Annotated in this window: 20 protein-coding genes; 6 read left to right on the top strand and 14 right to left on the bottom strand. The window is 49.3% G+C overall.

All coding sequences use genetic code 11. From position 1 onward, the window contains the following. Positions 1-118 precede the first annotated feature (118 nt). The 9 genes from HUU10_12705 to HUU10_12665 form a co-directional block, all read right to left on the bottom strand. Positions 119-1,186: a hypothetical protein gene (locus HUU10_12705; GenBank protein NUQ82465.1), complete on the bottom strand. Its 1,068-nt coding sequence runs from the start codon at positions 1,184-1,186 to the stop codon at positions 119-121. Then, positions 1,179-2,510, bottom strand: a complete 1,332-nt coding sequence (locus tag HUU10_12700) for an ABC transporter ATP-binding protein (GenBank protein NUQ82464.1) — start codon at positions 2,508-2,510, stop codon at positions 1,179-1,181. Before HUU10_12700 ends, HUU10_12705 begins: the two co-directional genes overlap by 8 nt. Before the next feature lie 194 nt (positions 2,511-2,704). Further along, a complete protein-coding gene (locus HUU10_12695) occupies positions 2,705-3,520 on the bottom strand; it encodes a hypothetical protein (protein ID NUQ82463.1) in 816 nt (271 codons plus the stop codon). A gap of 331 nt (positions 3,521-3,851) precedes the next feature. Then, the gene (locus HUU10_12690) at positions 3,852-5,687 is read right to left on the bottom strand and encodes an adenylyl-sulfate kinase (protein NUQ82462.1); all 1,836 of its coding nucleotides are present in this window, start codon (positions 5,685-5,687) and stop codon (positions 3,852-3,854) included. Between the two features lie 3 nt (positions 5,688-5,690). Beyond that, complete coding sequence (locus tag HUU10_12685; GenBank protein NUQ82461.1) at positions 5,691-6,041, bottom strand: four helix bundle protein; 351 nt, start codon at positions 6,039-6,041, stop codon at positions 5,691-5,693. Positions 6,042-6,391: 350 nt separating this feature from the next. Then, on the bottom strand, positions 6,392-7,273 hold the full coding sequence (locus tag HUU10_12680; protein ID NUQ82460.1) for a sulfate adenylyltransferase subunit 2: 882 nt from the start codon (positions 7,271-7,273) through the stop codon (positions 6,392-6,394). A 7-nt stretch (positions 7,274-7,280) separates the two neighbouring features. Continuing rightward, positions 7,281-7,889: an adenylyl-sulfate kinase gene (gene cysC / locus HUU10_12675; GenBank protein ID NUQ82459.1), complete on the bottom strand. Its 609-nt coding sequence runs from the start codon at positions 7,887-7,889 to the stop codon at positions 7,281-7,283. 1 nt (position 7,890) lies between these two features. Beyond that, positions 7,891-9,333, bottom strand: coding sequence for a DASS family sodium-coupled anion symporter (locus HUU10_12670; protein NUQ82458.1), 1,443 nt, complete (start codon positions 9,331-9,333; stop codon positions 7,891-7,893). Positions 9,334-9,335: 2 nt separating this feature from the next. Next, on the bottom strand, positions 9,336-10,268 hold the full coding sequence (locus HUU10_12665) for a hypothetical protein (protein ID NUQ82457.1): 933 nt from the start codon (positions 10,266-10,268) through the stop codon (positions 9,336-9,338). 213 nt (positions 10,269-10,481) lie between these two features. Here HUU10_12665 and HUU10_12660 point away from each other — a divergent pair, with 213 nt between their 5' ends. The 6 genes from HUU10_12660 to HUU10_12635 all read left to right on the top strand — a co-directional run bounded on the left by HUU10_12660 (position 10,482) and on the right by HUU10_12635 (position 21,694). After that, positions 10,482-12,224, top strand: a complete 1,743-nt coding sequence (locus HUU10_12660; GenBank protein ID NUQ82456.1) for an ABC transporter ATP-binding protein — start codon at positions 10,482-10,484, stop codon at positions 12,222-12,224. Positions 12,225-12,315: 91 nt separating this feature from the next. Beyond that, positions 12,316-15,699 (top strand): PAS domain S-box protein, encoded by a 3,384-nt coding sequence (locus tag HUU10_12655; GenBank protein ID NUQ82455.1) that lies wholly within the window; start codon positions 12,316-12,318, stop codon positions 15,697-15,699. Between the two features lie 7 nt (positions 15,700-15,706). Beyond that, positions 15,707-17,470, top strand: a complete 1,764-nt coding sequence (locus tag HUU10_12650; protein NUQ82454.1) for an STAS domain-containing protein — start codon at positions 15,707-15,709, stop codon at positions 17,468-17,470. Positions 17,471-17,573: 103 nt separating this feature from the next. Continuing rightward, positions 17,574-19,028, top strand: a complete 1,455-nt coding sequence (locus HUU10_12645) for a hypothetical protein (GenBank protein NUQ82453.1) — start codon at positions 17,574-17,576, stop codon at positions 19,026-19,028. A 78-nt stretch (positions 19,029-19,106) separates the two neighbouring features. Next, entirely contained in the window at positions 19,107-21,155 is a 2,049-nt protein-coding gene (gene metG / locus HUU10_12640) for a methionine--tRNA ligase (GenBank protein NUQ82452.1), read from the top strand. A 5-nt stretch (positions 21,156-21,160) separates the two neighbouring features. After that, positions 21,161-21,694: a hypothetical protein gene (locus HUU10_12635; protein ID NUQ82451.1), complete on the top strand. Its 534-nt coding sequence runs from the start codon at positions 21,161-21,163 to the stop codon at positions 21,692-21,694. Between the two features lie 245 nt (positions 21,695-21,939). Here the strand turns inward: HUU10_12635 and HUU10_12630 are convergent, their stop codons facing one another. The 5 genes from HUU10_12630 to HUU10_12610 form a co-directional block, all read right to left on the bottom strand. Continuing rightward, the gene (locus HUU10_12630) at positions 21,940-22,983 is read right to left on the bottom strand and encodes an acyltransferase (GenBank protein NUQ82450.1); all 1,044 of its coding nucleotides are present in this window, start codon (positions 22,981-22,983) and stop codon (positions 21,940-21,942) included. Between the two features lie 99 nt (positions 22,984-23,082). After that, positions 23,083-23,475, bottom strand: coding sequence for an MGMT family protein (locus HUU10_12625; GenBank protein ID NUQ82449.1), 393 nt, complete (start codon positions 23,473-23,475; stop codon positions 23,083-23,085). After that, positions 23,456-23,656 carry a hypothetical protein gene (locus tag HUU10_12620; GenBank protein NUQ82448.1) on the bottom strand — a complete coding sequence of 67 codons (201 nt, stop codon included), beginning with the start codon at positions 23,654-23,656 and terminating at the stop codon, positions 23,456-23,458. The genes HUU10_12625 and HUU10_12620 overlap by 20 nt, the downstream gene beginning before the upstream one ends. 17 nt (positions 23,657-23,673) lie before the next feature. Beyond that, complete coding sequence (locus tag HUU10_12615; GenBank protein ID NUQ82447.1) at positions 23,674-24,663, bottom strand: asparaginase; 990 nt, start codon at positions 24,661-24,663, stop codon at positions 23,674-23,676. A gap of 318 nt (positions 24,664-24,981) precedes the next feature. After that, entirely contained in the window at positions 24,982-26,793 is a 1,812-nt protein-coding gene (locus tag HUU10_12610) for an alpha-glucosidase C-terminal domain-containing protein (GenBank protein ID NUQ82446.1), read from the bottom strand. Between the last annotated feature and the right edge of the window lie 2 nt (positions 26,794-26,795).

Raw genomic sequence — 26,795 nt, 5'->3', positions numbered from 1 at the left:
TTAGTATTCAATACCGAATGATATATTTAGGAATACCGATCCGGTTTACATCTTTTGCACGGTGTTCAATCTGATCCGGTGAAAATTTTCAGAAATCATGGTCGACTTAGTTTTCATACTATTTCTGTCTTTGGTTTTCTGACCTGAAGGTGTCTGGTTTCTGTATGATCCGCAAAATTTCCTCATCACTGATGTGCGACCAGAGGCTGGCTGCAAACCGGGCGAAGTCCTTGGCGGTGATGGGTTCGGCTGGTCCCCCTTCCGGAATGGTAACAGGATCGGTAAACCAGGAAGTGTCTCCTGCCAGATACTGCAGGGAAAGCCGGTGATTTGCTTCCTGGTACCTGTTCATAAATGCGGACCGCTCATCCGGTGAAAAGTAGTTGAACCCTTTCTGGGTCTCACCGGACCATTTATTGATAAATTGAACCAATGCAAGGTTTCTCTGCCAGGTAGATTTATCCACCGATGCCATGTTCAGATGCCGCATCAGTTCCGATTCCCGGTTGGTGAGAGACTCGTTGACCGTATCCGCAGAAATCCCTTCTGGAATGGCTACTCCGACCTGATCAAAGAAAAGTGCAACAGAATTGGTTTTCCGTTCTGTGTAAGGAATTAACACAATGGCCTCACGTCCGAAAACGGATTCCCATGACCGGGTGATTCCTTCCAGATCGGCATACCCGGAATAGTGGTCCATAAACTCAGAAAAGGGACTCTGTAGCAGTGAGTACAAGTTGTTGTTTTTTATATGCTGGTTGTAGATGGATTCCATCAACCGGTCCTGTCTCCGGATGAAGAAAACAACCTTGTAAGTACGGTCGGACCGCTCACCGCCAAGCAGCCGGTGAAGTTGCCGGGGGGCCTCGGCTCCAAGCAAATGACTGGTTGAGATCTGGTACCAGGATTCAGTGGAAATCACCACAGTCTTCTGGGCACACTGATCAATTTCAGTGTTCAGCTGTTTGTACAGGTCACCGGCTGGCTCCGGAAGACGGGTGTGAATAAAATCAGGAACCGGACTGAGAAGCGAGAAACCAAGATAATTTCTGGCTCGCTTGGAAAGGGTCGGAATGAAGAGCCCGGTCTGTGCCAGTTTATTTTGTTTCTGGTACAGCACATTCTGGATGGCCGATGTTCCGGTCTTCATGGCCCCGATATGCAGAAAAATGGTTTTTTTAGCCATTTTCCAACTCTCCGCTGCTCACCGACCAGGTGCCATTAAAAATGACCGGTGCCCAGGTGGATGCTTTTCCCGTTACTACCACCTGTCCGATGTTTGAATTATACAGGTGAACAAACTGCCGGGTTCCTTTAGATGAAATGCCGTTGACCGTCAGGGAGAGTGCATACTGTCCCTGCGTCAGTTTGGTATCACTTGTTTCAATGGTCACCGAGAAGCGTCCTTTGGCCGAGAAGGGGTCGTGATCGTAAAGAGAAAACAAATTGGCCACCACACGTGATTCTTTATCGATAAATCCGATACTGATGTGGAACCAGCCATTTTCAAGAAAAGATTCCAGGGATAGGGTGATCCGGATGGTGGATCGCTGTAAAACGATCCATGAATCGTGGTCCGGATTTTTTTCGCAATGATCACCGGCGATGGATACAGAATGCAGAATCACCTTGCCGTCCCCGGTTGCGACACTGGTGCTGCCTTTAAAGGCATTAAAATATTGCAGAAGTCCGTATGGAACATCGGTGGTATAGGTGTGAACCCGGCCGTGATCGAGCATGAGAACCTTGTTGCTGATACGGGCAACCTGAGACATCTGATGGGAAACAAAAATAACCGCCGAGTTGGCAAGCATGTCTCCCAGTTTGGTCAGACATTTCATCCGGAATCCCAGATCGCCTACCGCCAGCACTTCGTCAATGATCAGCACATCCGGACTCATTTGGGAAGCAATGGAGAATCCCAATCTTACCTTCATTCCGGAACTGTACGTGCGAACCGGTGCATCGATGAATTCCCTGATTTCTGAAAACTCGATGATGTCCTCGAGCCTTTCATCAATTTCTTCCCGGGAAAATCCAAGCAACTGGGCATTGACATAAATATTTTCCCGTCCGGAAAGAATCGGGTTAAACCCCGTACCCAACTCAATCAGGGCACCAACCCGTCCGTTGATTTCAATTCTTCCCACATCTGGTCTGAGCAGACCATTCAGCATTTTTAGCAGGGTGCTTTTTCCGGCGCCATTGTGACCAATCAGGCCCAGACATTCACCCCTGCGCAGGGTGAATGAAACATTACTGACCGCCCAGAATTCATCTTTCCTCAGGTGATCATGTGACGGATTTCTTCCAATCAGCTCATTGCCAAGATCCTGAATTCCGTAGACCAGGGATCGTTTCAGATTTTTACAGAATTTTTTCGAGACACCTTCAACCTGCACCAGCAAGTCACCATCCATGGCTGAACCGGCGTGTGAACTGCCGGAAACGACGGAGCCATCGTCTGTGCCAGCGTCTTCTGTTTTTTCTATGATGGTCAGATTGGTCATAAACTTATTTTCGAGTTAGTCCCCTGTAAAAAAGAGGGTGTTTCCACGATGTGAAATCATAAATCAGGAAGGCATTTTGTTTTGTCATTTTCCAATGCCATGGTTTTACCAAACCCGGTTAAGTCCCGGCCGTCAATCACATTCCGTCCTGTCGTGGCCAGATGCTTCCAGGGCGGGTCTGCATCCTGATCTGATTATTGGATCCACTTCGCTCTGAACGCCTTGATTTCATCAGGACTGTAAAAATGGTTGGCATAAACCGTTGAGTAGTGCTGATTGACGTAATCCGCGGTAACCAGATTCCGTTGTTTGAATTTTTTGTAGATATCGGCATAGTCCTTGGTCTCACCAATATTTGATTGGTCGATAATGGCGTTTTCGATGCCTAAAAATTCTCTGACGGCTGCATGGAACACCCGGTTCAGATCTTCAACTCTGATGATGAGGAGGTGGAGGTTCCGTGTTTTGATAATCTGATACCCTTGTGCCCACGGAAACGGGTATTTGTAAACATCCACTCCGAAAACAGGCTGCAGCTGATTTTGGAACCAATTTGCCGGTGCATTGTGTGTGGCAACATCCGCATAGAAGCGGTTGGATAACTCATTGAAATCAAGGGTGCCTTTTTCGGCCTGTTCAAAAATGTCGGGAACAATCTCGGTCATGTTCTGAAAGAAGGCACTCACATTTCGTCCTACCGGTTCTCTGACCAATGAGATGACCCGGTGGGGACCAAAGTACCGTTCCTTTTTTGCCCTGAGCTGCCGGCCCATTTCAATCTGGTTAAGCGTTTTTCTTGGGTCCGTCCGGGTGGATCTGACCAATTTTTCGATCTCATCCAGATCGTTCATCAGGTGAATGTGTTCTATATAAAGACCCGGGGCAGATTTTCTTATGGAAAGCTCAACTGTTTTAGATCCGACTTTGCCCATCTGATAGAGCCAGACCGGCTGATGTTTTTTTTCGATTCCGAAAAGATTTCGTAAGACTTTTTTAAGAAGTGTTTTCATTGAAAAAGGGAATAATTATTTATCAGGATGTGTGTGAATTGTCTGTTGCTATGATTCCTGGTGCAGCCGTGGTCCATGTTTATTGCCAGAAGGAAAAAGTGACAATCCGATCCGTATCTAAACTGGTTTCCTTTCAGATGCCATGCTCTTGTTATTTCCGGGTACACTGTTAAAAATCAATGCCAGTGTACAGGAGAGTGTTGCAGGAGGGAACCAGTTTCCCCCTGCAACAGACAGTTGCATGAACAGACTACAAAAATACGACAATGAACATCGGGCTGTTGTGTCGCAGTTCAATCGGTCACGACCGGTCAGATTCTTCAGTCTTCGCTTACCACGGTCTGAAGATGATATTCTTGTTCACCAGCAGATCCTTGATCTGAGCCACTCCTTCGATGGCATCCGGATGGGTGGGAAGCATAAGGTCGGGGGTCACATCGGTGGAACGGTAATCGCCCATCCAGACCACCTCGATCTGCTCGCTCGCCACGCAGGTCTTGATAATTTCCAGATCGGCCTGGGTAAGTTCCACGGCGGTTACAATCAAAATGGCTCCGCTTTCAAGCATGATATGAGCCACCTCTCCCAAACGGCGCAGGTGCTCTTCCCGGGTATCAGATTTCCCCTTGATATCAGCATCAATACCATAAATCACGTTACCGATTCCGAGGAAGTACACGATGCGGCCATCATTGAAAAGATCGGCTTCCAGAGCCCGGGCCAGTGTCTTTTTACCAGCCGATTTCGGACCGGTCATGATAAGAAGGGTCGGACGCTGATTGTATTTAACTGCACGGCGTTCCGGCTGGATGGAACTTTGTTCCCATTTGTAATTTCTGAGGAATACTTTTTCACGGACCCATCCCTGACCATCCGGTAAATCTTCCCGGATGATTCCGCCCCCGGTGATTTCATAATCATCGATGATAACGAACCGGCTGGTGGCTGCAATGGTGTCGGCCAGATCGAAGGCCATGGGTTTGGACAGCTTGATCGTACATTCGGCCACATCATGACGATTGATCCGGTCGGCATCCTGACGGGAATCGAGAGTGGAGGCGTCGATGAGCTTGTGCACTGCTTCGAGCCGGCAGCTGATTTTGGCAGTACCCAGCTTCAGGAAATAGTCCCGCTTCATCACCATTGGCTTTTTGCCAAGCCAGAACAGACTCACCTTGATCCGGGAGCTGACTTTCGGGCGGATATCTGAGCTGAGAACGGCGATTTCACCACGTTTGACGTAAATCTGTTCCGTCAGGGTAAATCCGGCCGCCTGACCAGCTTCCGATTCTGTCCGTTGTGGCGTGTTGAATCCTTCGATGGTCTTAATGGTACTGTGTTTTCCTGATGGATAGAAAATCACATCCTGGCCGACTCTCACGCGACCGGTTTCAATGGTTCCGGCTACAATCCGCCGGTCATCGCCATGGGCAGTGAATTTGTACACATCCTGAACCGGCATCCGGAAAGGCTTGTCGAGGGGGAGTGCCTCCTTCTGAAAACGGTCGAGTGCATCCAGAACGGTGTCACCAGAATACCACGGCATTTCTTTGGTGGCGCGGCTGGCAATGTTCACACCATCGCGGGCAGCGATGGGAATAAAGGACAAGGGCACGATTCCCACTTCGGTCAGGAAGGCACGGTATTCCTTTTCAATTGAATCGAAACGGGCCTTATCAAAATCGGCCAGGTCCATCTTATTGACCAGGACCGTGATTTGCCTGATTCCCAGCATGGAGAGCATGTAACCATGGCGGCGGGAGTTTTCACGAACGCCTTCAGCCGCATCAATTACCAGCAGGGCGGCCTCGGCGCGTGCAGCACCTGAAATCATATTTTTTAGAAACTCGATGTGACCGGGTGCATCGATAATAATGTATTCGCGTTTCTTGCTTTTGAAAAAGATCCGGGCCGAGTCAATGGTGATCCCCTGGGATTGTTCATCCTTCAGTGCATCGAGAAGAAAGGCATACTCGAAAGGCTTGGAGTTCCGTTCACAATTGGCGCGGACCATGTCCAGTTTGCCTGTGGGCAGACTGTTGGTGTCAGCCAGCAATCGTCCGATCACGGTGCTTTTTCCGTGATCCACGTGTCCGGCAATGACGAGTGACAGGCGGGTGGATGGGTTCTGGTTAATGGCTACTGGCTGCTGGCTGTTGGTTGACATAATTTATTGAATTGTTTGGATGAATCGGTTTAGCATTTTACCAATTGAGTCAATGCTTTCTTTTAATCTGTTAAAATCTTCAGTTTTGATATATCCGAGGTCAGTTGATAAAAATAACAAATACTCAGTTTCCTGCAGAGATCCTCGTGATATGTACAGAAACTGCCGTAACTCGTTCGGACTTTGCCTGCCTTTTCCTTCTGCGATGTTATTTGGAACCGAAATGACCGACCGAAGCAATTGGGATTTCAGTGTATATTCTTCTTCCTTTGGAAATTTCTTTGTTACCCGATACACATCCAATACTAATTGGTGAGAGAGTTGCCATACTTCCAGCTGTTGATAGTCACCCATCGTTAGTTAAGTGGATAAGGATTGATGGCTACTGGCGCATGGGTGCTGGCTTCTGGCAACTGGCGGCTGGGTACGGGCTGCTGACTGGTAGCAATTTTGGAAAGTATAGACGGAATAATAAAATGAGAAGTTGTGTTCATGAAAGAAAGACTTTTTTAAATTTAAGCATCTGAACTAATTAACTACATCAATTTTGTCATGGATGGCCATTGTATTCCTTCTTCGAAAAAGGAAGGGAAAATCGGGGGATAACTTCCTTCTAACCAAATCATTAAATACCACTCCCACAGCCAATAGCCAGTAGCCAGCGGCCAGTAGCCAGTAGCCAGTAGCCAGTAGCCAGTTACCCCTTACATGTATCCTTCGCGGCGAAGGGTTTCAAGTCCGCCGCCATCATCTTTATCCTGAGCCCGTCCGGACCGTTCGGCCACATTCGCCAATTTCCCTACGCGTAATTCCTCAATGATTTCCTGAACATTTCTGGAATCCGACTTAATCGGTGTGGTACAGGGTCCGCATCCCAGCGACCGGTAGCGTGATCCATCGCCCTGATTGTAATACAGCGAAACGGTGGGAATGTTTTCGCGTTCGATATATTCCCAGATATTCAGTTCGGTCCAGTCGAGCAGGGGATGAATCCTGACGTGGGTTCCGGGGGCGAAATCGGTTTTGAACTGATTCCAGAATTCGGGTGGCTGATCGCCGATGTCCCAGGAGCTTTCCTTGTCACGAGGCGAGAAATACCGCTCTTTTGACCGTGAACCTTCCTCATCGGCGCGGGCTCCCACAATAACGCCGGTATACGGCTCGGTGTTGGTGTCGCGTTCATATTTTCCCAACTGGTGGTTCATGCGGTACCGGGGCCAGCGACCGGAAAGCGTGTTTTTCAAGGCTTCTGCTTTCAGGGCCCTGCAGCAACCGATCCGGTCCAGATTTCCATCGGGAAAGGTCATTTTTGCATCGAGCGCCTCGCGGTTTTCTCCGTAGACCAGATTCAGGTTCCATTCCAGTGCCAGCCGGTCGCGGTACTGAATCATTTCGGGAATCTTGTAACTGGTATCGATATGCACCAGCGGAAAGGGAACGTGACCATAAAAGGCTTTTCTGGCCAGCCAGAGCAGAACGGTACTGTCCTTGCCGATGGACCACAGCATGCACATGTTTTTGAAATTGGCGTATGCTTCGCGGAAGATATGAACCGATTTCTGTTCAAGTTGATCGAGGTAATCCATGCTCATGTCAGAATTTGATCCCCATAGATTTCAGATGATTTTTTACAAGACTGTCATTTCCCTGGGCCAGCAGACTGTTGGCACTTTCCGGGATGTAGCCGAGGACTTCGAGGGTCCTGAGAATTTTATTCACCGACTCGTCGAGGCTTTCCTTGTCGGTATTGCAGATCACTTCAGGTTTCAGTGGCGGTTCATACGGATCGTCAATTCCGGTGAACGCCTTGATCTCACCAGCCCGCGCCTTTTTATAGAGTCCCTTTACGTCCCGTTGTTCACACACATCGAGCGGTGCATTCACGAATACTTCAACAAAATGTCTGATTTTTTCCCGTACCGCTTCCCTGACTGCACGATAAGGTGAAATGGCCGATACGATCACCACCACTCCATGCCGGGTGAGCAGTTCTGCCACAAACCCGATGCGGAGTATATTGATATCCCGGTCTTCACGGGAAAAGGACAACCCCTTTGAAAGATTGGTCCGGACCACATCACCATCCAGCACCTCCAGTTCAACGCGTCGGTTGGTCAGTTCCTGGGTCAGACGGTCGGCAATGGTCGATTTTCCAGCCCCGCTGTAGCCGGTCAGCCAGATGGTGACCCCTTTTTGTTTGATTTCAGACATGATTAAACCTGATAAATAAATAGGTTAACACAACAATCAATGAAATGATGCTCACAATAATTCCCTTGACAACCATGTCATTAACGGTGAAGGTTCCGCTGGAAAAGGCAATGGCGTTGGGAGGAGAACTCATCGGGAAGACAAAAGCGAGTCCGGAAATCAGTGTGATGCTGTAGAAAATGATCATCACATCGAGATTGTGCTGAATGGCCGCTGTCAGAACAATGGGTAACACGATGGTCAGAGCAGCAGCGTTGCTCATGAACTCGGTCAGGGTAATGGTGACCACGGCAAATATAAGAACCATGGTGATTTCACTGTTCAGCCAGGAATCGGGGAATACTTTCAGCAGCAGACTGCCCGCCTGGGTATGATTCAGTACATATCCGAGAACAATGGCCCCGCCATACATCAGAATCACATTCCAGTTGACCAGTTCATCCACTTTTTTCCATTCAACCCCCCGGGCCACAAACATGAGGACGGCACCCAACAGGCTGACGGTTGCCAGATGCAACCAGGCTCCTGCAACCATCCACAGAAGGATAACAGCGGCAAATATAACAGCCACCCGTTTTTCGCGGAAAGACATGGGGCCCAGATTTCTTCTCATGGCATGAATCACTCCGGGATCGAGTTTATGACGGAGGGAAATGCCGCGGATCATGAAGGGAAAGACGACCAGAACCACAACCCCAAGAATGAGGGCAACCGGAACGCCGACCGAGGCATGGTCCCAGAAGGTGACTGTTTTTCCGGTCATGTCTTTCAGAAATTCTATGGCGAGGGAAGCACGCGCGCCGCCCAGTAAGGTGCCGATTCCCCCGACAACGGCCCCCCAGGCCATGCCCATAAACAACAGCATTCCCATGGGCCGGTTTCCGGTTTTCTCGCCAAGCAGTTTTGAAATTTCGAGGACGATGGGGAAAAAGATGGCTGCCACGGCGTGTTCGGGCATCAGAAACGACATGAATAAGCAGCCCGTGTAGATACTCACGTAAACCTTACCCAGCGTGTTTTCGCTGCTTTTCAGAAACAGCAGGGAAATCCGGCGGGCCAGTCCCGAATCAATAACCGCTGCCACCATGATAAAAACACCCAGAAGGAAGAAAACTGCTGTGTTTCCAAAGGCTGCCAGTGTCTGGTTTAAAGGCATAATATTCAGAACAGGAACCAGTACCAGTATGAGCAACGCCGTGATTCCATGTGGAATCAGACTGGAAATCCATAGATAAACGGCAAGCGCGAGAATGTAAAGCGCGCCCGCAGACTGGTAATCCATCCCTGCCTGGTCATGGAAAAGCACCATCGGTAAACCAGCGAGGGCCAGAAGGGAAAAACCGAGTATTTTAAAGAACCAATCGCGTGGTAATTTACCGGCAAACAGCCGTCCGGGGCCCGGATTGCTCCATGCGTCGGGTTTGGAATCACTCATGATCAGGTATGATTCCGGATGGATTGAATTAAGGATTGATGGTCAATACCCAGCGTGGCAGCCACCCCATTGGGTTTTTCAAGTGTGGCAGTCCGTCTGATCACCACGGGATCCCCGGTCACTTCCGTGACGGTTCCTCCTGCTGCCCGCAAAAGGGCGGCACCTGCTGCATGGTCCCACGTTTTTTCCAGATAGACCGAATCGGTCGGATACCGCAGGTAGGCACTGGCTTCTCCTCTGAGCAGAAGTCCATATTTCGCCTGACTATCCATTTCAATCACCTGAAGCCCCAGATCGTTGGCCACCTGTTGGGCCACCGGGGCATTTCCATGGGATTTTTCCACTGAAGTGGCAAGAGCAGAAACAGATGGAGACAAAGGCAGTATCTGAACGTCATCAGGAGTCTGCAAGGATAGCTGAACCGGCTTTTTACCCGTTTCCCAGTAAAACAGTGAGCCTTTCTGAGCACTGTCGAGGGTTGGGAACGGAAGGTTGGGGCAGTACAGACAGGCAAGAAGGGGTTCGCCAGTGGAGTCGTATCGGGAAATGGCAACGGCAAACTGTTCCCGCCGCAGGTAGCCTTTGGTCCCATCAATCGGATCGATGTACCAGACGGGACCGGTGGCAGAACGTCCCTGATCATCCAGCACAACATCGGGTGACCGGGTCAGATCGGGATATAAGGAAGGATGATCCTCGATAAAACGGCGAAGATCGGCCGAGGTAGCACCCGACGACCGCTCTTCGGCGATGATGTAATCACCGGGAAAATGCCGGGTAATCCAGTCAATGATAAAAACCTGTACCGACAGATCGGCCAGGGTCACCGGACTTTGGTCCGGTTTGACATATGAAGATCGTTTTTCGTCAAGAGCCGTCAGAATTCCGTAGATTCCATTGCATAGCGGCAGAACAGGCGTAGAAAATTCAGTCAAAGGATGGTTGCCATTCACTTTTTTAGGGAACAAAGATAAAAATGGAGCCTGCTATTACCAATTAACCTGTTTAAAATAAGTACAAATACAGGATTTATGATTGCATTTTAACGGTTATGCAAGTGGGGTGAAAGGAGCGTTTTGTGTGAGAAAAAGGGGTCTGGCACAGGATTTGACCATGGAAGATATCTTTGAACGTAAGGAAACCCTGTCATGAGTAAACGTCCCGCTGTTTCATCATTAACAATGGCCTTTCATGAGATCATCTGGCCTCATCGCCGTATCTTATCGATTGGTTTGGTTCTCATTGCCATTAACCGGTTGTCGGGTCTGGTTCTGCCCGGAAGCACGCAAATTCTGATTGATGATGTCATTGGTTCTGCCGATCTGTCAAAACTCTGGTGGTTGCTGGCAGTGGTGGCCGGTGCACTGATCATTCAATCAGTGACCAGTTACAGTCTCACCCAGCTTCTCAGTGTGGAAGCGCAAAAACTTATTGCCAGTTTGCGGGTACGGGTCCAGAACCATATTCTGAGACTACCGGTCCGGTACTTCGATGATCAGAAATCAGGAACACTTGTCAGCCGGATCATGACCGATGTGGAGGGAATCAGAAACCTGGTGGGAACTGGTCTGGTTCTGATGGTGGGAGGTCTGATCACTTCGGTGGTGGCTCTCGTTATGCTCATCAGAATCAGTCCTGTCATGACATTGTATGTGATGCTTCCGGTCCTGGTTTTCGGACTGATCGCCATGAAAGCCTTTAGTCATCTTCGTCCCATTTTCCGTCAACGGGGTGAAATCAATGCGGAGGTCACGGGACGTCTGACCGAAACCCTCAATGGAATCCGTGTCATCAAGGGATTCAATGCGGAAAATTCAGAAATCGCATCGTTTCAGACGGGCGTGGACCGGTTATTTACCAACGTCAGAAAAACCCTGACATCCACCAGCCTGGTTACCATGGCAGCCACCTTACTGCTCGGGCTGGCCAGTGTGGCTATCATGGGTCTGGGTGGATATCAGATCATGACCGGAAACCTTTCCATGGGTGATTTCGTTGCGTTTACGCTGTATCTCGGGTTCATGATTGCACCTATCGTTCAGATGGTAAATATCGGCACTCAGGTTACCGAGGCTTTTGCCGGATTGGACCGCACCCGTGAAATACTTGCCGTTCAGCCAGAAACCGACAATCCGTCACGTCTGGTGACCATTGATCAGACCCGGGGACATGTGGTTTTCAGTCAGGTCAGTTTTGAATATGAGCAGGGCCAGCCGGTGCTGCAGGATATTTCCTTTGAAATGAAACCGGGGACGGTCACCGCTTTGGTTGGAACATCGGGATCGGGAAAAACAACCATTGCAGGTCTCACAGCCACCTTCCTGGAACCGGGTTCCGGGACCATTACCCTGGATGGAACCGACTTATCCACCATCCGCCTCGACTCCTACCGTCAGTTTCTCGGAGTGGTTCTGCAGGATGATTTCCTTTTCGAGGGGACCATCCGCGACAACATACGCTTCCCCAGACCGATGGCAACCGATGAAGAAGTGGAAGCGGCCGTACAGGCGGCATACGTCAATGAATTCACCGACCGGTTCGAAAAAGGGCTCGATACGGTTATTGGAGAGCGGGGTGTCAAGTTATCGGGTGGGCAGCGGCAACGGGTGGCTATTGCACGGGCCATTCTCGCCAATCCGAAAATTTTGATTCTCGACGAAGCAACCTCCAGTCTCGACAATCTCAGCGAAGCCTACATTCAGAAAAGTCTGGCTTCACTCATGACCAACCGGACCACCCTGGTCATCGCACACCGGCTTTCCACCATCCGCCGGGCCGATCAGATTCTGGTTATTGAAAGCGGCCGGATAGCTGAACGGGGGACTCACGACGATCTGATGGCCGCAAAAGGGAAATACTTTGAACTCAACACCTGGCAGGCCCGTATCTGATAAAAAATTTTTAAATCCGGAAAAAGATGGTCGGATGGTAACAGGTACCTGATTTTACAGTTGAAGTTCGGTATCTTTTGTCATCCTGATTATGAAAAATGACACCGGATTACAAAGGAATCTGCTGAATGTCTTTCTGGATGCGTTTAAACCGGTCCATGGAAAGATTGAAGTGATTGACCGGGTCCAGTACCGGGTGATGAACCTGATATTGGTCTCTCTGATTCTGTTTTGTCTGATGATCATTCCGATCGCGGTTTTCTGGGCCGAAGCCCGGTTCAGACTGATCGGGGTGATGATCACCCTGACGGGAGCCACTGGTCTGTGCCTGTATCTGCTGAGAAAAGGCCGGTTCCGACTATCCAGAAACCTGCTTCTTACCGGTATTCTCGGCGTTATTTTCTGGTCGACACTCACCAGCGGCGGAATCTCGTCGCCTTCCATTGCCTCCCTGTTTATTGTGGTTCTGGTGGCCGGGTTGCTGCTGTCGCTGCGGACCGGCCTCGTGGTGTTTACCATCAGTCTGATCTGGGCCGGATTTCTGACGGTCATCGATTATTACCAATTGCTTCCGGCCGCCCAGGTTGAACACACGATTTTTACCAAACTGATCATTTATTCGGTCCTGCTCATCTTCATGATGATTCTGGTCTGGGTATTTGCCAACACGCTTCACCGGTATGTCATCCAGCTGACCGATGAAACCCATCGGCGTGGCGAGGCTGAATCCGAATTGCTTCTGGTCCTCAATTCCATCGATTCGGCTGTGGTGGTCGTTTCTGAAACAGGGGAAATCATTCAGGAAAACCAGGTGTTTCGCGAAACCTTCAATCCGGGATCGGTGGTGCGGTTAATCAGTGAGTTGTTCCCGGTGTTTGCAGATGGATCGCTTATCGGGCAAACCGCTGCCACCAGCCGGCAGTTTGATCTGACTGAGCCGGTGAATGATCGTTTTTTTACTGTATCGGTCAAACCCTTCCGCTTCCGTCAGCAGCAAGCCAGGCTTCTGACCATTTCTGATATTACTGAAATCAAAAAACTGGGAGATGAGCAGGCAAAGCTTCTCGACCGGTTAAGACGCCAGCGAATGGCCCTGATGAAGCTGACGTTTTCCCCTCAGCTTCGTGACGGAAATGTCGAATCGGTCTCCCGGTCCATCACTGAAAGTACCTCGTCGGTGGTCAGGGCTGACCGTGTGTCGGTCTGGCTCGGCGATGTTTCCACCGGACAGTTGCTGTGTGTTGATCTGTTTGACAGACAATCACAGTTGCATGAGTCTGGATTCGAACTGCGGTCAGATGATTTTCCTCGATACTTCCAGGCCCTGGAGCGGTCGAGGGTTATCGATGCAACCGATGCGGCCGGCGATGCACGAACCCGCGAACTCGCGGTTTCCTATCTGCAACCCAATGGCATTCTCTCTTTGCTTGATGCCGGAATACGGGTAACCGGAAAGTTGGAAGGGGTGATCTGTATTGAAAGCCGTTCACGCCGTGAATGGACCCCCGATGAGATCCGGTTTGCGGGCGAAATGGCCGATTACATGGCGCAGACCATTCTGAGTCACCAGCGACGCGCGGCCGATCTGGCCCTCAAGATGAGTGAACAGCGATATAAGTTTCTGGTGGAACGGTTGCCTGAAAGTGCCATCATGCTGTACAACCAGGATTTGCGTTTCCTTCTGGTGGATGGTCCGGAAATTGAAGCAAATGGGATGAAAAAAGAAGAACTGATGGGACGGACTCTCTATGAGTTGTTCCCTCCCGATCTGGTGGCCCTTTTTGAACCCAATATGCGGTATGTTTTCTCGGGCAAACCTCATTCAGCCGAACTGGCCTTTCAGGATAAATGGTATCTGTATCATTATGTTCCCATCACCGATGATCAGAATGAAGTGGTTTATGGAATGCTGGTTGCCCGAAACATCACCTCAAAACGGAAAGCACAGGAAGACCTGAGCCGCTCGGAAGAGAAATACCGCCGGTTGTTCAGAGAAGACCTGTCAGCCAATATTATTCTCACGGCTGATGGTAAACTGGTGGATGCAAATCCGTCCTACCTGAAAATGTTCGGATTTGATGACCTGAAAACCGCGAAAACTGTTCATTTTTCGACCCTTTTCAGAACCACCTCAGTCTGGAAAGACATCCTGAATGCGCTCTCACGCGAAGGCCGGCTTGAGTACCTTGAAAATGAAATGGTCCGGCAGGATGGAAAGACCGTTTATGCTGTCACCAGTTTTATTCTGACGAAAAATTCGGCTGGTCAGGTCTCCGAAATCAAGGGATATCTGCTCGATGATTCCAAACGTCGCGAATTGGAGCATCAATTGGTTCAGTCCCAGAAATTGCAGAGCATTGGAACGCTGGCCGGTGGCATTGCCCATGATTTCAATAATCTGTTGGCCATTATTCTCGGCCGGGCTCAGATGCTCGAAAACCGGGTTCAATCCGATCCGAGATTGCTTCGCGATGCTCAGATTATTCATCAGGCGGCCGAACGCGGAACCGGTATGGTCAGGCAACTGCTCACCTTTGCCAGAAAAAGTGAGACCCGTGCCGAAAAAATCGATATCACCGATATTTTACTCGATATCGAAAAAATCATCCGTGAAACGTTCCCGAAAAATATCACCTTCCATTCAGAGTACACTGGAAAAATGCCGGTCATTCAGGGCGACTCAACGCAATTGTATCAGGTGTTCCTCAACCTGTGTGTAAATTCACGCGATGCCATGCCTGGCGGCGGACACCTGTCGGTCACCACCTCTGTTCTTGATGGGGATTCCCTCAATCAGAGAATCCGGAATGCCATTGCCAAATCCTATGTCCAGGTGGTGGTATCCGATTCCGGAATGGGAATTCCTTCCAATGTGATCAACCGGATATTCGAACCCTTTTTTACCACCAAGGACATTGGAAAAGGAACCGGTCTGGGACTGTCGGTTGCTTACGGAATAATCACCGCCCATCGTGGATTCATTGAAGTGGATAGTGTCGCAGGAAAAGGAACCTCGTTTACCATTTATCTGCCGGTTGAAGAAGTTGTTTCCACTGTTCAGGGGATGGAAGTCACAACCGTGACCGAGGTGCGGGGAGGAAACGAAACCATCCTCCTGGTCGAAGATGAAGAAATGTTGCGCGACCTGGTCATGGAAGTGCTGATCTCGAAGGGGTACCATGTTCTCTCGGCATTCAACTCGGTGGAAGCCATCGATCTGATCCAGAACCGGAAAGAGCCCATTGACCTGATCCTGTCTGATTATGGACTTCCCGTGATGAATGGCGGACAGTTACACGACTATCTGAAAAACATACTTCCGTCGGTACCATTTATTCTTGCCAGCGGTTATATTGATCCCGATGAGCGTCAGGCGCTCGAAAAACAGGGCATAACCGCCTTTATAGAAAAACCATACCGCCCCGAAGAGTTGGCTTCTGTGATCAGAACCCGTTTAGACCGGCGGAAATCTTAACCGTCCCATGTTCAGAATTCCACTGCCACTTACATTCAAACCCAAATTTTTCACCACCCTCCAGACCTATAACGCCGAACTGTTCCTGAAAGACCTTCAGGCCGGAATCATCGTCGGAATTGTCGCTCTTCCCCTGGCCATCGCCTTTGCCATAGCCTCTGGTGTATCACCAGAGAAAGGCCTCATCACTGCGGTGATTGCCGGATTTCTGATTTCATTCCTCGGTGGAAGCCGGGTGCAGATTGGTGGTCCAACCGGTGCCTTTGTGGTGATCGTCAGCGGTGTGGTGGGCACTTACGGCCTGAACGGACTTCTCATTTCAACCTTCATGGCCGGTGTCATTCTCATCATCATGGGTCTGACCAGAATGGGAACCTACATCAAGTTTATACCCTATCCCATCGTGACCGGATTCACCTCGGGAATTGCGGTCATTATTTTTTCCACACAGGTCAAGGATTTTTTCGGACTTTCCATCGCGTCGGTCCCATCGGAAATCATCCCAAAATGGTTTTCCTACGCCGAAAACCTTGGGTCGGTAAACTGGTATGCGCCTGCCCTGGCCATCGTTACCATTGCAACCATTTTGTACTGGCCCAGGCTGACTCAGAAAATACCCGGGTCTCTGGTAGCCGTCATTCTTACCACTCTGGTGGTTCAGGTTTTTAATCTTCCGGTGGAAACCATTGAAAGTAAATTTGGTGCCATTCCTTCTTCGCTGCCCGCACCCATGGTTCCCCAACTCGATTGGCAAACCGTCCGGAATCTGATTCCACCTGCCACCGCCATTGCCTTGCTGGCCGCCATTGAATCACTGTTAAGCGCGTTGGTTGCCGATGGTATGACCGGCAGTCGTCACCGGTCGAACATGGAACTGATTGCGCAGGGGGTTGCAAACATCGCTTCTCCCATCTTCGGTGGTATTCCGGCCACCGGTGCCATTGCAAGAACCGCCACCAATGTAAAGAACGGCGGCCGGACTCCGGTTGCGGGAATGATTCATGCAATTGTTCTGCTGCTGATTATGCTGCTTGCCGGGCAATGGGCCGGACTGATCCCCATGGCCACTCTCGCCGGAATTCTGATGGTGGTTGCCTGGAACATGAGCGAAATGCATGCCTTCCGATCGATCATGAAGGGCCCTAAAACCGATAAAGTGGTGTTACTGACCGCCTTCCTGCTAACCGTTATTTTCGATCTGGTTCTTGCCATCGAAATCGGAATGGTGCTGGCCGCCTTCCTGTTCATGAAAAAAATGGCTGATATTTCGCACGTCTCCCTGAAGAAACAGGATTTTGCTGAGGACACCGGTGAGACCGATTCCAATACCATCATGCAACGATCCATTCCCGGGTCGGTGGCGGTCTTCGAAATCAACGGACCTCTCTTTTTCGGAACGGTTCACAAGTTCCGTGAATCCATCTCACTGGGGAGCAGTGACTATAAAGTGCTGATTATCCGGATGCGGAATGTTCCATACATGGATACCGGCGGATTGCGCACGCTGGAAGATATTTATGAACAATGCCGGAAAAGTCATGTTCATCTGCTGATTTCAGATATTCACACACAGCCCCTTTTCATCTCTGAAAGTGCCGGATTCCTCGAAAAAATCGGCATAGACAACGTGCTGGGGAACCTTGATGAAGCCATCAACCATGCACGCGGCATTCTTGGACTTCCTCCGGTGGATCCTCCCGCCCCATTCGAACCCACGGTCGAACGCGAACGGCACCCACCACGGGCCATGACCGGTAAAGACCCGGTTTGACGCTACCCGATTTTTATCTGTCTTTTTCTGTTAAGATTGGTTAATTTTGATTGGGTCGGTGATACTGACCGGCATTAACTATCCCAAACTCACAAGGAGTTCTATGAAAAAACCATGGTTGTTAATTGTATTGATGGTAACATCTGGCACGTTGCAGGCCCAGATGAATGGTCTTGACTTGTTGAAAAAGTACCGCATTCCTGAAACACGATATGGATTTGGGACGCTTGAGTTCAGCAGTAATTTGAACGGGAGCTATTACAATACGGAAACACCCGTTGAGGAAAGAGAATCCATGTCCCAGTATGAAAATTATAACTTCAGTATTCAACCCGAGTATGAATATGTCTATGACTCCGATCCATTGCAATGGGATGTTTTTGGATACTTTGAGTTTGAACTGATTGGTCAGGAGAATACATATCAAAATAAATCACCATTCTATACAGACAAGAAGGTCTCCTCTGAAAGTTACAGGTGGATTAAGACCCCGACTCTTTATGGCAGGGCTAGTTACCGGACCTATCTGTCTGATGAAGCACCCTGGTCAGTATACACATATGTAAGTGGTAACCAAATGGTCTCACATTATTTGCGCCGGGACTGGGAGGATCCGGATAACAGAAAGCGGTTTAAGTCCAATCAGGAATACACGCGGGATTACAGACAGTCAACCAACGTGGATGTTTTATTTTCATATGGGAGGATTCGAAATGTAACTCCGGTCATTAATGCCATCCGGTTTGGAGAACGCCTGCAAAAAAGTGGAGCCATTACCAGTCCGCTCACTGATGAAACGGTTAATAACCTTTCTGCAATTTTTGCGAGGATACCTTACTATAACTCCTTTTATGAACGTCCGGAAAAGCTGATCCGGCAGGATGTTGAGGATGCGTTAGCTCAAACGGATGGATACGGTAAAGCAAGCAGTTTTCAAACGGAATATGCCTTCGAATCCCTTAGTGAAATGCGTTTCATTCGTCAGGAAGGATGGTTGGTCGAGGCTGGTTTTGGTCACCGATACAATAAAACCGACTATGATGAGTACAATAGTTGGGGACACTATACAGACCGGACAGAGGAATCGGTCGTTGCAGTTGTTCTGAAAGCTTCTGTTTTTGAATCATTAACCCTTAATTCGGGCTTCTTTGTAAACGGAGGCTTTTCCGGAGGACCTCAGATATCGACTCTGAGTTCTTTAAAACAGCAATATGCCTCACAGATAAAGGCAGGTTTATTTTACGAATGGTTTGATCGATTACTGGTTTCGGGATCCCATGAAATCACCTATGTTCACAGGAATGTTGAGGCCGGAAGACCAACATACTTTTGGAATCATCATTTAACGGCTTCCGGTAATTATTTTCTCGAAGATCAGGTTGCCCTGACCCTCTCAGGCTACTATCAATTTTTTATTGGTTCTCAACCCGGGCCTTATGACAACCTTTGGCGACAGCGCAATGGTGAGTATTCCCTTTCCGCCGGCCTGACCTGGTATTTCGGGTCGACAGAGGCTGTGGGTCTGAGACCCTGGGATGCGACTGAATTGAATCCCTGATCCTGAAACGGTATTTTTGACCCAACGTTACCAGCAAACCGGGCAACTGAAGCCCGGTTTCTTTTTTCAGGATGTATCATGGCTGACTCTTTCCGGCGGATTTTAGTTACCGCCGCCCTTCCTTACGCAAACGGACCCGTTCACATCGGACATCTGGCAGGCGCTTACCTTCCCGCCGATCTGTTTGTAAAATATCAGCGGCTGAATAAGAAGGATATTCTGTTCATCTGTGGCTCGGATGAACACGGGGTTCCCATTACCATCAAAGCTGATCAGGAAAAAGTATCCCCTCAGGACATTGTAGACCGCTACCATGTGATGATGGAAAAGGCCTTCCGCGACTTCGGAATCGGGTTTGATAACTACTCCAGAACCAGCCTGCCGGTCCATCACGAAACCAGTCAGGAATTTTTCTCGGTGCTTCATTCGAAGAAAATTCTGGTCGAAAAGTCCGAGAAACAGCTGTATTGCACCCACGATTCCATGTTTCTGGCTGACCGGTATGTGGAAGGCACCTGCCCGAAATGTAAAAAGGAAGGGGCTCGCGGCGATCAGTGCGAATCCTGTGGTTCCTACCTGAATCAGACCGATCTCATCGATCCCCGGTGTAAACTATGCGGAAATCCGCCCGAAATCAGGGAAACCAGCCATTGGTATCTGCCACTTGGCAAATTTCAGCAGCAACTCGAAGCCTGGCAGGCCAAACATCCCGACTGGAAGGACAACGTGGTCAATTACTGTCAGGGATGGTTTCGCGAAGGACTTGAAGACCGGGCCGTTACCCGTGATCTCAAATGGGGTGTGAAGGTGCCGCTTCCCGATGCAGAAGGAAAAGTGCTGTATGTCTGGTTCGATGCACCGATTGGCTACATTTCCTCGACACGGGAATGGGCTTCGAAGCAGGGGAACCCCGATCTCTGGAAAACCTGGTGGAAAAGCAATGATACCCGCCTGATTCATTTCATTGGCAAGGATAACATTGTCTTTCATGCCATTGTGTTTCCGGCGATGCTGATGGCTCATGGAGAATACGTACTGCCCGACAATGTTCCGGCCAATGAGTTTCTCAATATTGAAGGGAAGAAACTTTCCACCAGCCGTAACTATGCGGTCTGGCTGCATGAGTATCTCGAAAAATTTCCCGCAGATTCCCTCCGGTATGCGCTTGGATGTTCGCTTCCGGAAACCAAGGATTCTGATTTTTCATGGAAGGAGTTCCAGGCGCGGCATAACAACGAACTTGCTGATATTTATGGCAATCTGGTGAACCGGACGGTGACATTTGCCAGCCGGTATTTCGGAGGTCGGATTCCTCCGCTTACCGATCCTTCAGACAAGGATCGGGACATGGAGGCCTACCTGGCCGGCGCACCCTCCCGGATCGGGGAATTGTATGAAACCTTTAAGTTCAGGGAGGCCATTGCCGAAACCATGAACGTGGCCCGGGCCGCCAACAAGTATTTTAACGACACCGAACCCTGGAAAACACGGAACACGGACCTTCAGAAATGCGGAAACACCATTCATGTGTGTCTGCAGGTCTGCCGCTCACTTGCCATCCTGTTCTCACCCGTAATTCCGGCCGCTTCCCGTCAGGTCTGGGACATGCTTGCCATTCAGGATCCGCTGGAATCGATGGACTGGCAATCAGCTTCCTTCTTTGGTCTTTCGGATGGACATCAGATCGGGACACCGGGAATCTTATTTACCAAGTTTGAAGATGCGGTGATTGATGAGCAGATCGCCCGTCTGAATCAACCGGCAGCAGCACCCGTGGCAAGAACCTGGGAACCACAAAAACCCGAAATTACCATCGATCAGTTTAATGCGGTGGATCTGCGAGCGGGAAAAGTTCTGGCCGCAGAAATTTTTAAGGGAACCGATAAATTGCTGAAACTTCAGGTGGATCTGGGTTACGAAACCCGGCAGGTTCTGGCCGGATTGCAGCAGCACATCAGTGCAGAAAGTCTGGTCGGAAAGCAGGTGATCATTGTGGCCAACCTCGCTCCCCGGGTCATGAGGGGGGAATCGTCTAAAGGAATGGTTCTGGCCATTGAGAATGAACAGGGAAAACTGGTGCCGGTGTTCCTGCCAGAAGATGGTGTGACCGGGAGTGCCGTCCGATGAAAAGAATGAGTTGGCTTTTTGTTCTTCTGATTGTCCCGATCCTCCTTCGGGCCCAGTTTGTCACCACCGAGTTTTCCGGTGGATTGGCTGGTGTTTCTTTCACAGGTCAGGTCTCTCATTTTCAGGGAAGCATCCGGTATGATATCAATCCGGACTGGTTGCTGTCTGCCACTTTTCTTAAATGGACTGGCAACGATAGTCGCCTTTCGGATAAAATTGTTGCGAACCGGGATTACTTTAACCACCATGCCTATAACCTCGAAATCAGTTTTCATGACCGGTTTAACCGGTATTCAGGTCTGATCACCGGCGGAGGACTGGCGCTGGCAGAAATGAAACGTGGCCTGGAAGACGGAACTCTGGAGACCCGGCTGATTCCGGGGTTTTCGCTAAGCTCAAGTGTGTATGTGGCACTGCTGAGCCGTGTCTATCTGACCGGAGGAGTCCGTCTGATGGCTCCGCTTGGGTACCGGGGTCGTGTGGTCTCGGTTCCGAGATGGGGATTTGTCAATGCCGGCGTTGGATTCTTGCTGTTCTGAATCAGTGACCGTTTTTATCCGATATTAAATCAGGTCTCAGCTGCCTTCGGGTTTTAACCGCCAAAACCTGACTCCATTTTTTATTGGGTGGAATGCCACCCGATTTAAAACCGTTTTCACCTGTCGGTTTTATTTCAACCCATCTTTCAACGCCCCTCCGATCATTATCACATTATTCCTGACCTCCATTAAAAAACCACGTGCCCGTTAATGTAGCCTCAGAAAACTGTGGGGATCGCAACTGACTAATTTCCCACCAGATATTTTCCGTAACGGGGCAGTGCCTTTTTAACAATCACTGTCACAAGCAGGGAAGTGAACAGAATAGCTGAGGCCATCATCAGGTAGATGAAAAATGAATTGTGTTCAAAGGAAAACTGATGTTGTTTTTTTACTGCCTTTATTAACCAGATGATGATTCCGTGAATAAAGAAAATTCCGAAACTGTTCGAGGCGATGAGTTCGAACAATCGCTCTTTATAGGTTTCAAAACGGTTAAGCCAGATGACGAGGAAAAAACAGAGGGAAATTTTCTGAAGAATCATCAGGTCGATCCCTGCATATATAAAGGGTTCCTTTCTGTAGTTTCCCTGATTCCCCGAAAACACCTGAAGGGTGGCAATGAGGATTGCAATCAGCAAAAAGACAATTTCGGTGCGTTTTAATACATCCAGAATCGTTTCACGCTTTTCTGAAACAATCATTCCAAGCATATAGACCGGAATAAAATAAACCACATTCTGAATAACGGAATATAAATGGAGATTGGTCCCCCTGTGAAGAAATACCGAAACAGCAAGACACAGCACGGTGATAATAACCTGAAAGTGAACAGGTAATTTCAGTATTTGCCTGAAAAGAGGGGATAGCAGAAAGACGATCATGATAAATGGAATGTACCAGTACCCCATAAAAAATCCGCCAACACCGATAAGAAAATGCCGGATGAGAGAATAATTCAGTATCCGTTCAGGGTGGCCGGATGCCAGGTAATTCACATATAGGACCAGCACCGGAATCAGCGACAGAATCAGAAAAGGAATCAGCACATGTTTGGTTTTCTTAATCATGAAATCCGGGTAGTCGAACCGGCTTCGGAAAAGGTGGTGAAACAAAAAGCCGGAAATGAAGACAAAAAAGGTAGTTCCTCCTGCAGCGAGATTGTAAAAGACTTGTGATGTGAATGTATCAGGCGCGTAGTCAGAAATAATAAAACTGTGTCCAAAGACCACAAAAAAAATGGCGATGGCCCTGAAATGATTAATGGATTGTATATACATGTTTGCCATACTGCTGACCGATACACCGGGTTAGGTGAGATGAAAAAAGAGGCCAACCGTTTTCGGGATGGCAAGTGAGATGATTTCTCCTAAGGAAAAGGAGAAAAGTTAATGGGGAATCGATAACTGGTCCCTGAATTCCCGGGGCAACGCCTCCATGGGGTCCCACCGGTGGGCGTCCCAATCCACCTGATCTTCATTGATGAACCGGACTCCCTCGCTCTTCAGCCGTTTCTGCATGGTCTCGGGTGTTTCGAAGTGAAATTTTCCGGTGAGCAACCCAATCCGGTTGACCACCCGATGGGCCGGGATGTCCTTCCGGTTGGCGACGGCATTCATGGCATACCCGACGATTCTGGCAGAGGAACCTGTTCCAAGAAACCGGGCAATGAGTCCATAAGAGGTCACTCTGCCGGGTGGAATTTCACGCACCACGGACCAGACCCGCTCGTAAAAGTCGGGTGGTAACCGCCTTTGCGGTTTATTTCCACCAGAGACCAATCCAGCCTTCACGATCCAGAATGTGGTAGATGACGTAAATCCAGGAAAGCAATCCGTGAAAAATGGCCCAGAGCACCGATTGGTTTTTATACCAGGAAATGGCAATGGCCAGTGCGCTGCCGAAGCCGATCCCGCTGCGGACGGTTGAAGTAATCCGGGAAGAAGTGGTTTGTTGTTCCATGTTTAGTAAAGGTTTATTTAATGATACCGGCCATGTTCAAAAATAGCCTTTAATTCGGACTGTTGGATGGTCTTTCCCAAAGCAACCATCAATTTAATCCGTGCCTTTTGTCCGTTCAGATGTCCACCGAAAATCACGCCTGCTTTTCTGAGGGCTGCTCCGCCACCGGGATAGCCATAGGTGTCGAGAACACGACCTTTTCCGGTTCTGGAAACCAGAACGACCGCCACTCCCTTTTTTACGGCTGATACGACAGACTCAAAAACCGGAACCGGCACATTGCCCCGGCCCATGCCTTCCAGAACCACCCCACGGTAACCCTTTTCGACGAGCGTATCAATCAGAAGACCATCCATTCCGGTATAGGTTTTAATCAGTGCGACTTTTTCTTCTAACCGGGTGGAGCCGATGTACTCAGAAAACTCGGGTTTCCGGTAGATGTATACATCATCTTTATCGACAATGCCGAGCATTCCGAAATTCGGGGATTGAAAGGTGCCCATCTGATCGGTGTGTGTTTTCACCACTTCACTGGCCGGGTTGATTTCGCCGTTCAGACATACCAGCACGCCTAAATCGCGTGCATGCTCATGACAGGCGACTGCAACTGAATCAATCAGATTAGGCAATCCATCCCAACCGATCTCGGAGGATGTTCGCATGGACCCTGTGAAAATGATGGGTTTGGGTGACCGGCTCATCAGGTCAATGAAATAGCTGGTCTCTTCGAGCGAATCGGTCCCGTGTGTGATCACAATGCCATCCACCGTGGGATCCTTGATGTATCCCTGCACCACTTCCCACAAGTCCCACATGAGTGCCGGGGTCATGTGCGGACCCGGGTACATGCCAAAGTCATGAATTTTCAGATCGGCCAGCCGGTCAAGTCCGGGCACCAGTTTGAGGAGATCCTGCGGCGGAAGGGTGGGAACGGCCGTCCCTGTGGTTGGGTCGATCTGCATGGAAATGGTGCCACCGGTGAAAATGAGCTGAATGTTTTTCTTCATGGTCTGGTTTTTTAATTTGTACGCAAAGGCGCGAAGACGCAAAGCATAATTAGTTTAAAATACTTGAAACTTAGCGACTAAGCGTTTTTGCGTATGCATTCAACTCAGAGGCGCCAAGTTTAAATACAAAAGAACGCAAAGATTTTTTAGATTTAAATACAAGAACCTCAGCGTTCTCTGCGAATGCTCTGCGACATTGCGTTTCAATTCGTTTCAACGCAAAGTAAGCAAAGGGTACATACAAAAGAACGCAAAGATTTTTTGGTTTTTTTACTAGTCCTTTTTAGCGTCTTTGCGACTTTGCGAACATATGAATCCTTACTGTCTGATCAGAATCCGTCCCCACGTACCGGGAATGGTCAGTCCGGTCAGAGCAGAGAAGTCATCACCATTCAGCAGATCCTTCCAGGCTCCTGCAGCAGTCAGATGAATGGTGGCTGCGGTTTCTGAATTATTCAGCACCACCAGAATCGTTTCGCTGCCGAGGGTCCGGGAATAAACGTACACCTGTTGCAGATTGTCGCACAGAATGGTTTTAAAATCACCAGTGCTTAGTGCCGGATGGGCATTCCGGATTCCGATCAGTTTTTTATAATGCGCCAGCAGGTCCTGATTGACCTCAACGGTTTCAGGTTTTGACCGTTTTGATCCGTCATAGTTATACACTTCGGGAGCGTATGAGAGATCGGCCCATACCATGGGTTTCCGGCAATCGGGATCATTGGCTCCCCACATTCCAACCTCATCGCCGTAGTACACCATCGGAGCACCAGGGTAAGTCATCTGAAAAATGACAAATAATTTCTGAATCTGGTAGTCGGCTACGGTGGGTTTGGTGGTAAGATAACCCGGATAGGATGAGGCCTTTGATTTCATGAAATAATCGCCCCACTGTCCGTAACCGCCAAGATTTTTATTGACGATGGCGGAGGATAACCGGTTGGTATCATGGCTTCCGAATAAATTCTGCTGAACACCGGTCACTCCGCCGGTGAACGAATCACGAAGTTTTTTCAGCCCGGCATCAAACTCGGTGGTGGAAATCCGGTTCGGGATGTCGATGAAATAATCGGATGAAAGAAAGGCGAAATTGTAATTCATCACCGCATCAAATTCATCTCCAAGCAGATACGGACGGGTGGCTTCGATGCTGTCGATGATTTCGGCTGTAATGTAAGCGTCCGGATTGATGGATTTGACCAGTTTCCGCCAGTCCTTCCAGAAGGGGTGCGAAATGCAAAAGGCCACATCGAGACGCCAGCCGTCGATTCCATCTCCCACCGATCCATCCCCATTCGGATCCATCCATCGGCGGGTGGAGGCGAAAATGTACTCCTTCGGTCCGGAAACAATGCCGTTTTCATCCTCACGCAGTTCGGGTAATTCTTTTACCCCGAACCATCCTTCATACTCAAATTTGGTTTTTGCTTTCGGATTGTCCCAGGACTTGATGGTGAACCAGTCTTTATACGCCGATTTCTGCTGATTCTTTTTTACATCCTGAAAGGCAAAACTGTTGATTCCCATGTGATTAAAGACGCCATCGAAAATGAGACGCATTCCCCGGCGGTGAGCTTCTTCGATCAGTTTTAATACCATTTTATCGGCTGAAGTCCAGACCCAGGTGTTGGGATCGGCGGGGTTTTCTGTTTCCATCAGTTTAAGATCACCGGCAGGATCGGGACCCAGATACGGATCGATGTGGTGATACATCATGCCGTCATATTTATGATGACTCGGAGCCATAAATACCGGGTTCAGATACAAGGCCGTGATGCCGAGATCCTGCAGGTAGCCGAGTTTATCGATGATTCCCTGCAGATCACCGCCATACCGGCGCCGGACGATGTTGGCATTCCGGTCGAGCTTGTTCTGTTGTTCATACGGTTGCAATTCATACCAATCGGAAGTCCATGGATGAATCTGCCATGGAGACTGGTTGTCGAAAGGCCAGGACAGATTGGCATAGGATCCGGGGGGATCATTGGTTGGGTCACCATTCCGGAACCGTTCGGGGAAAATCTGATACCAGACCACCGATTTGGCCCAGGCGGGTACAAATTCCTTTTCAACCGGTTTTTCACTTCCCACAAATCCTCCAGCAATCAGGGTGAACAGTATGAATAGCATGG

The organism is Bacteroidota bacterium, assembly GCA_013360915.1.
Classification (GTDB): domain Bacteria; phylum Bacteroidota; class JABWAT01; order JABWAT01; family JABWAT01; genus JABWAT01.
The sequence above is the reverse complement of the archived record's forward strand: the minus strand, read 5'-3'. Positions and strand labels throughout refer to the sequence as shown.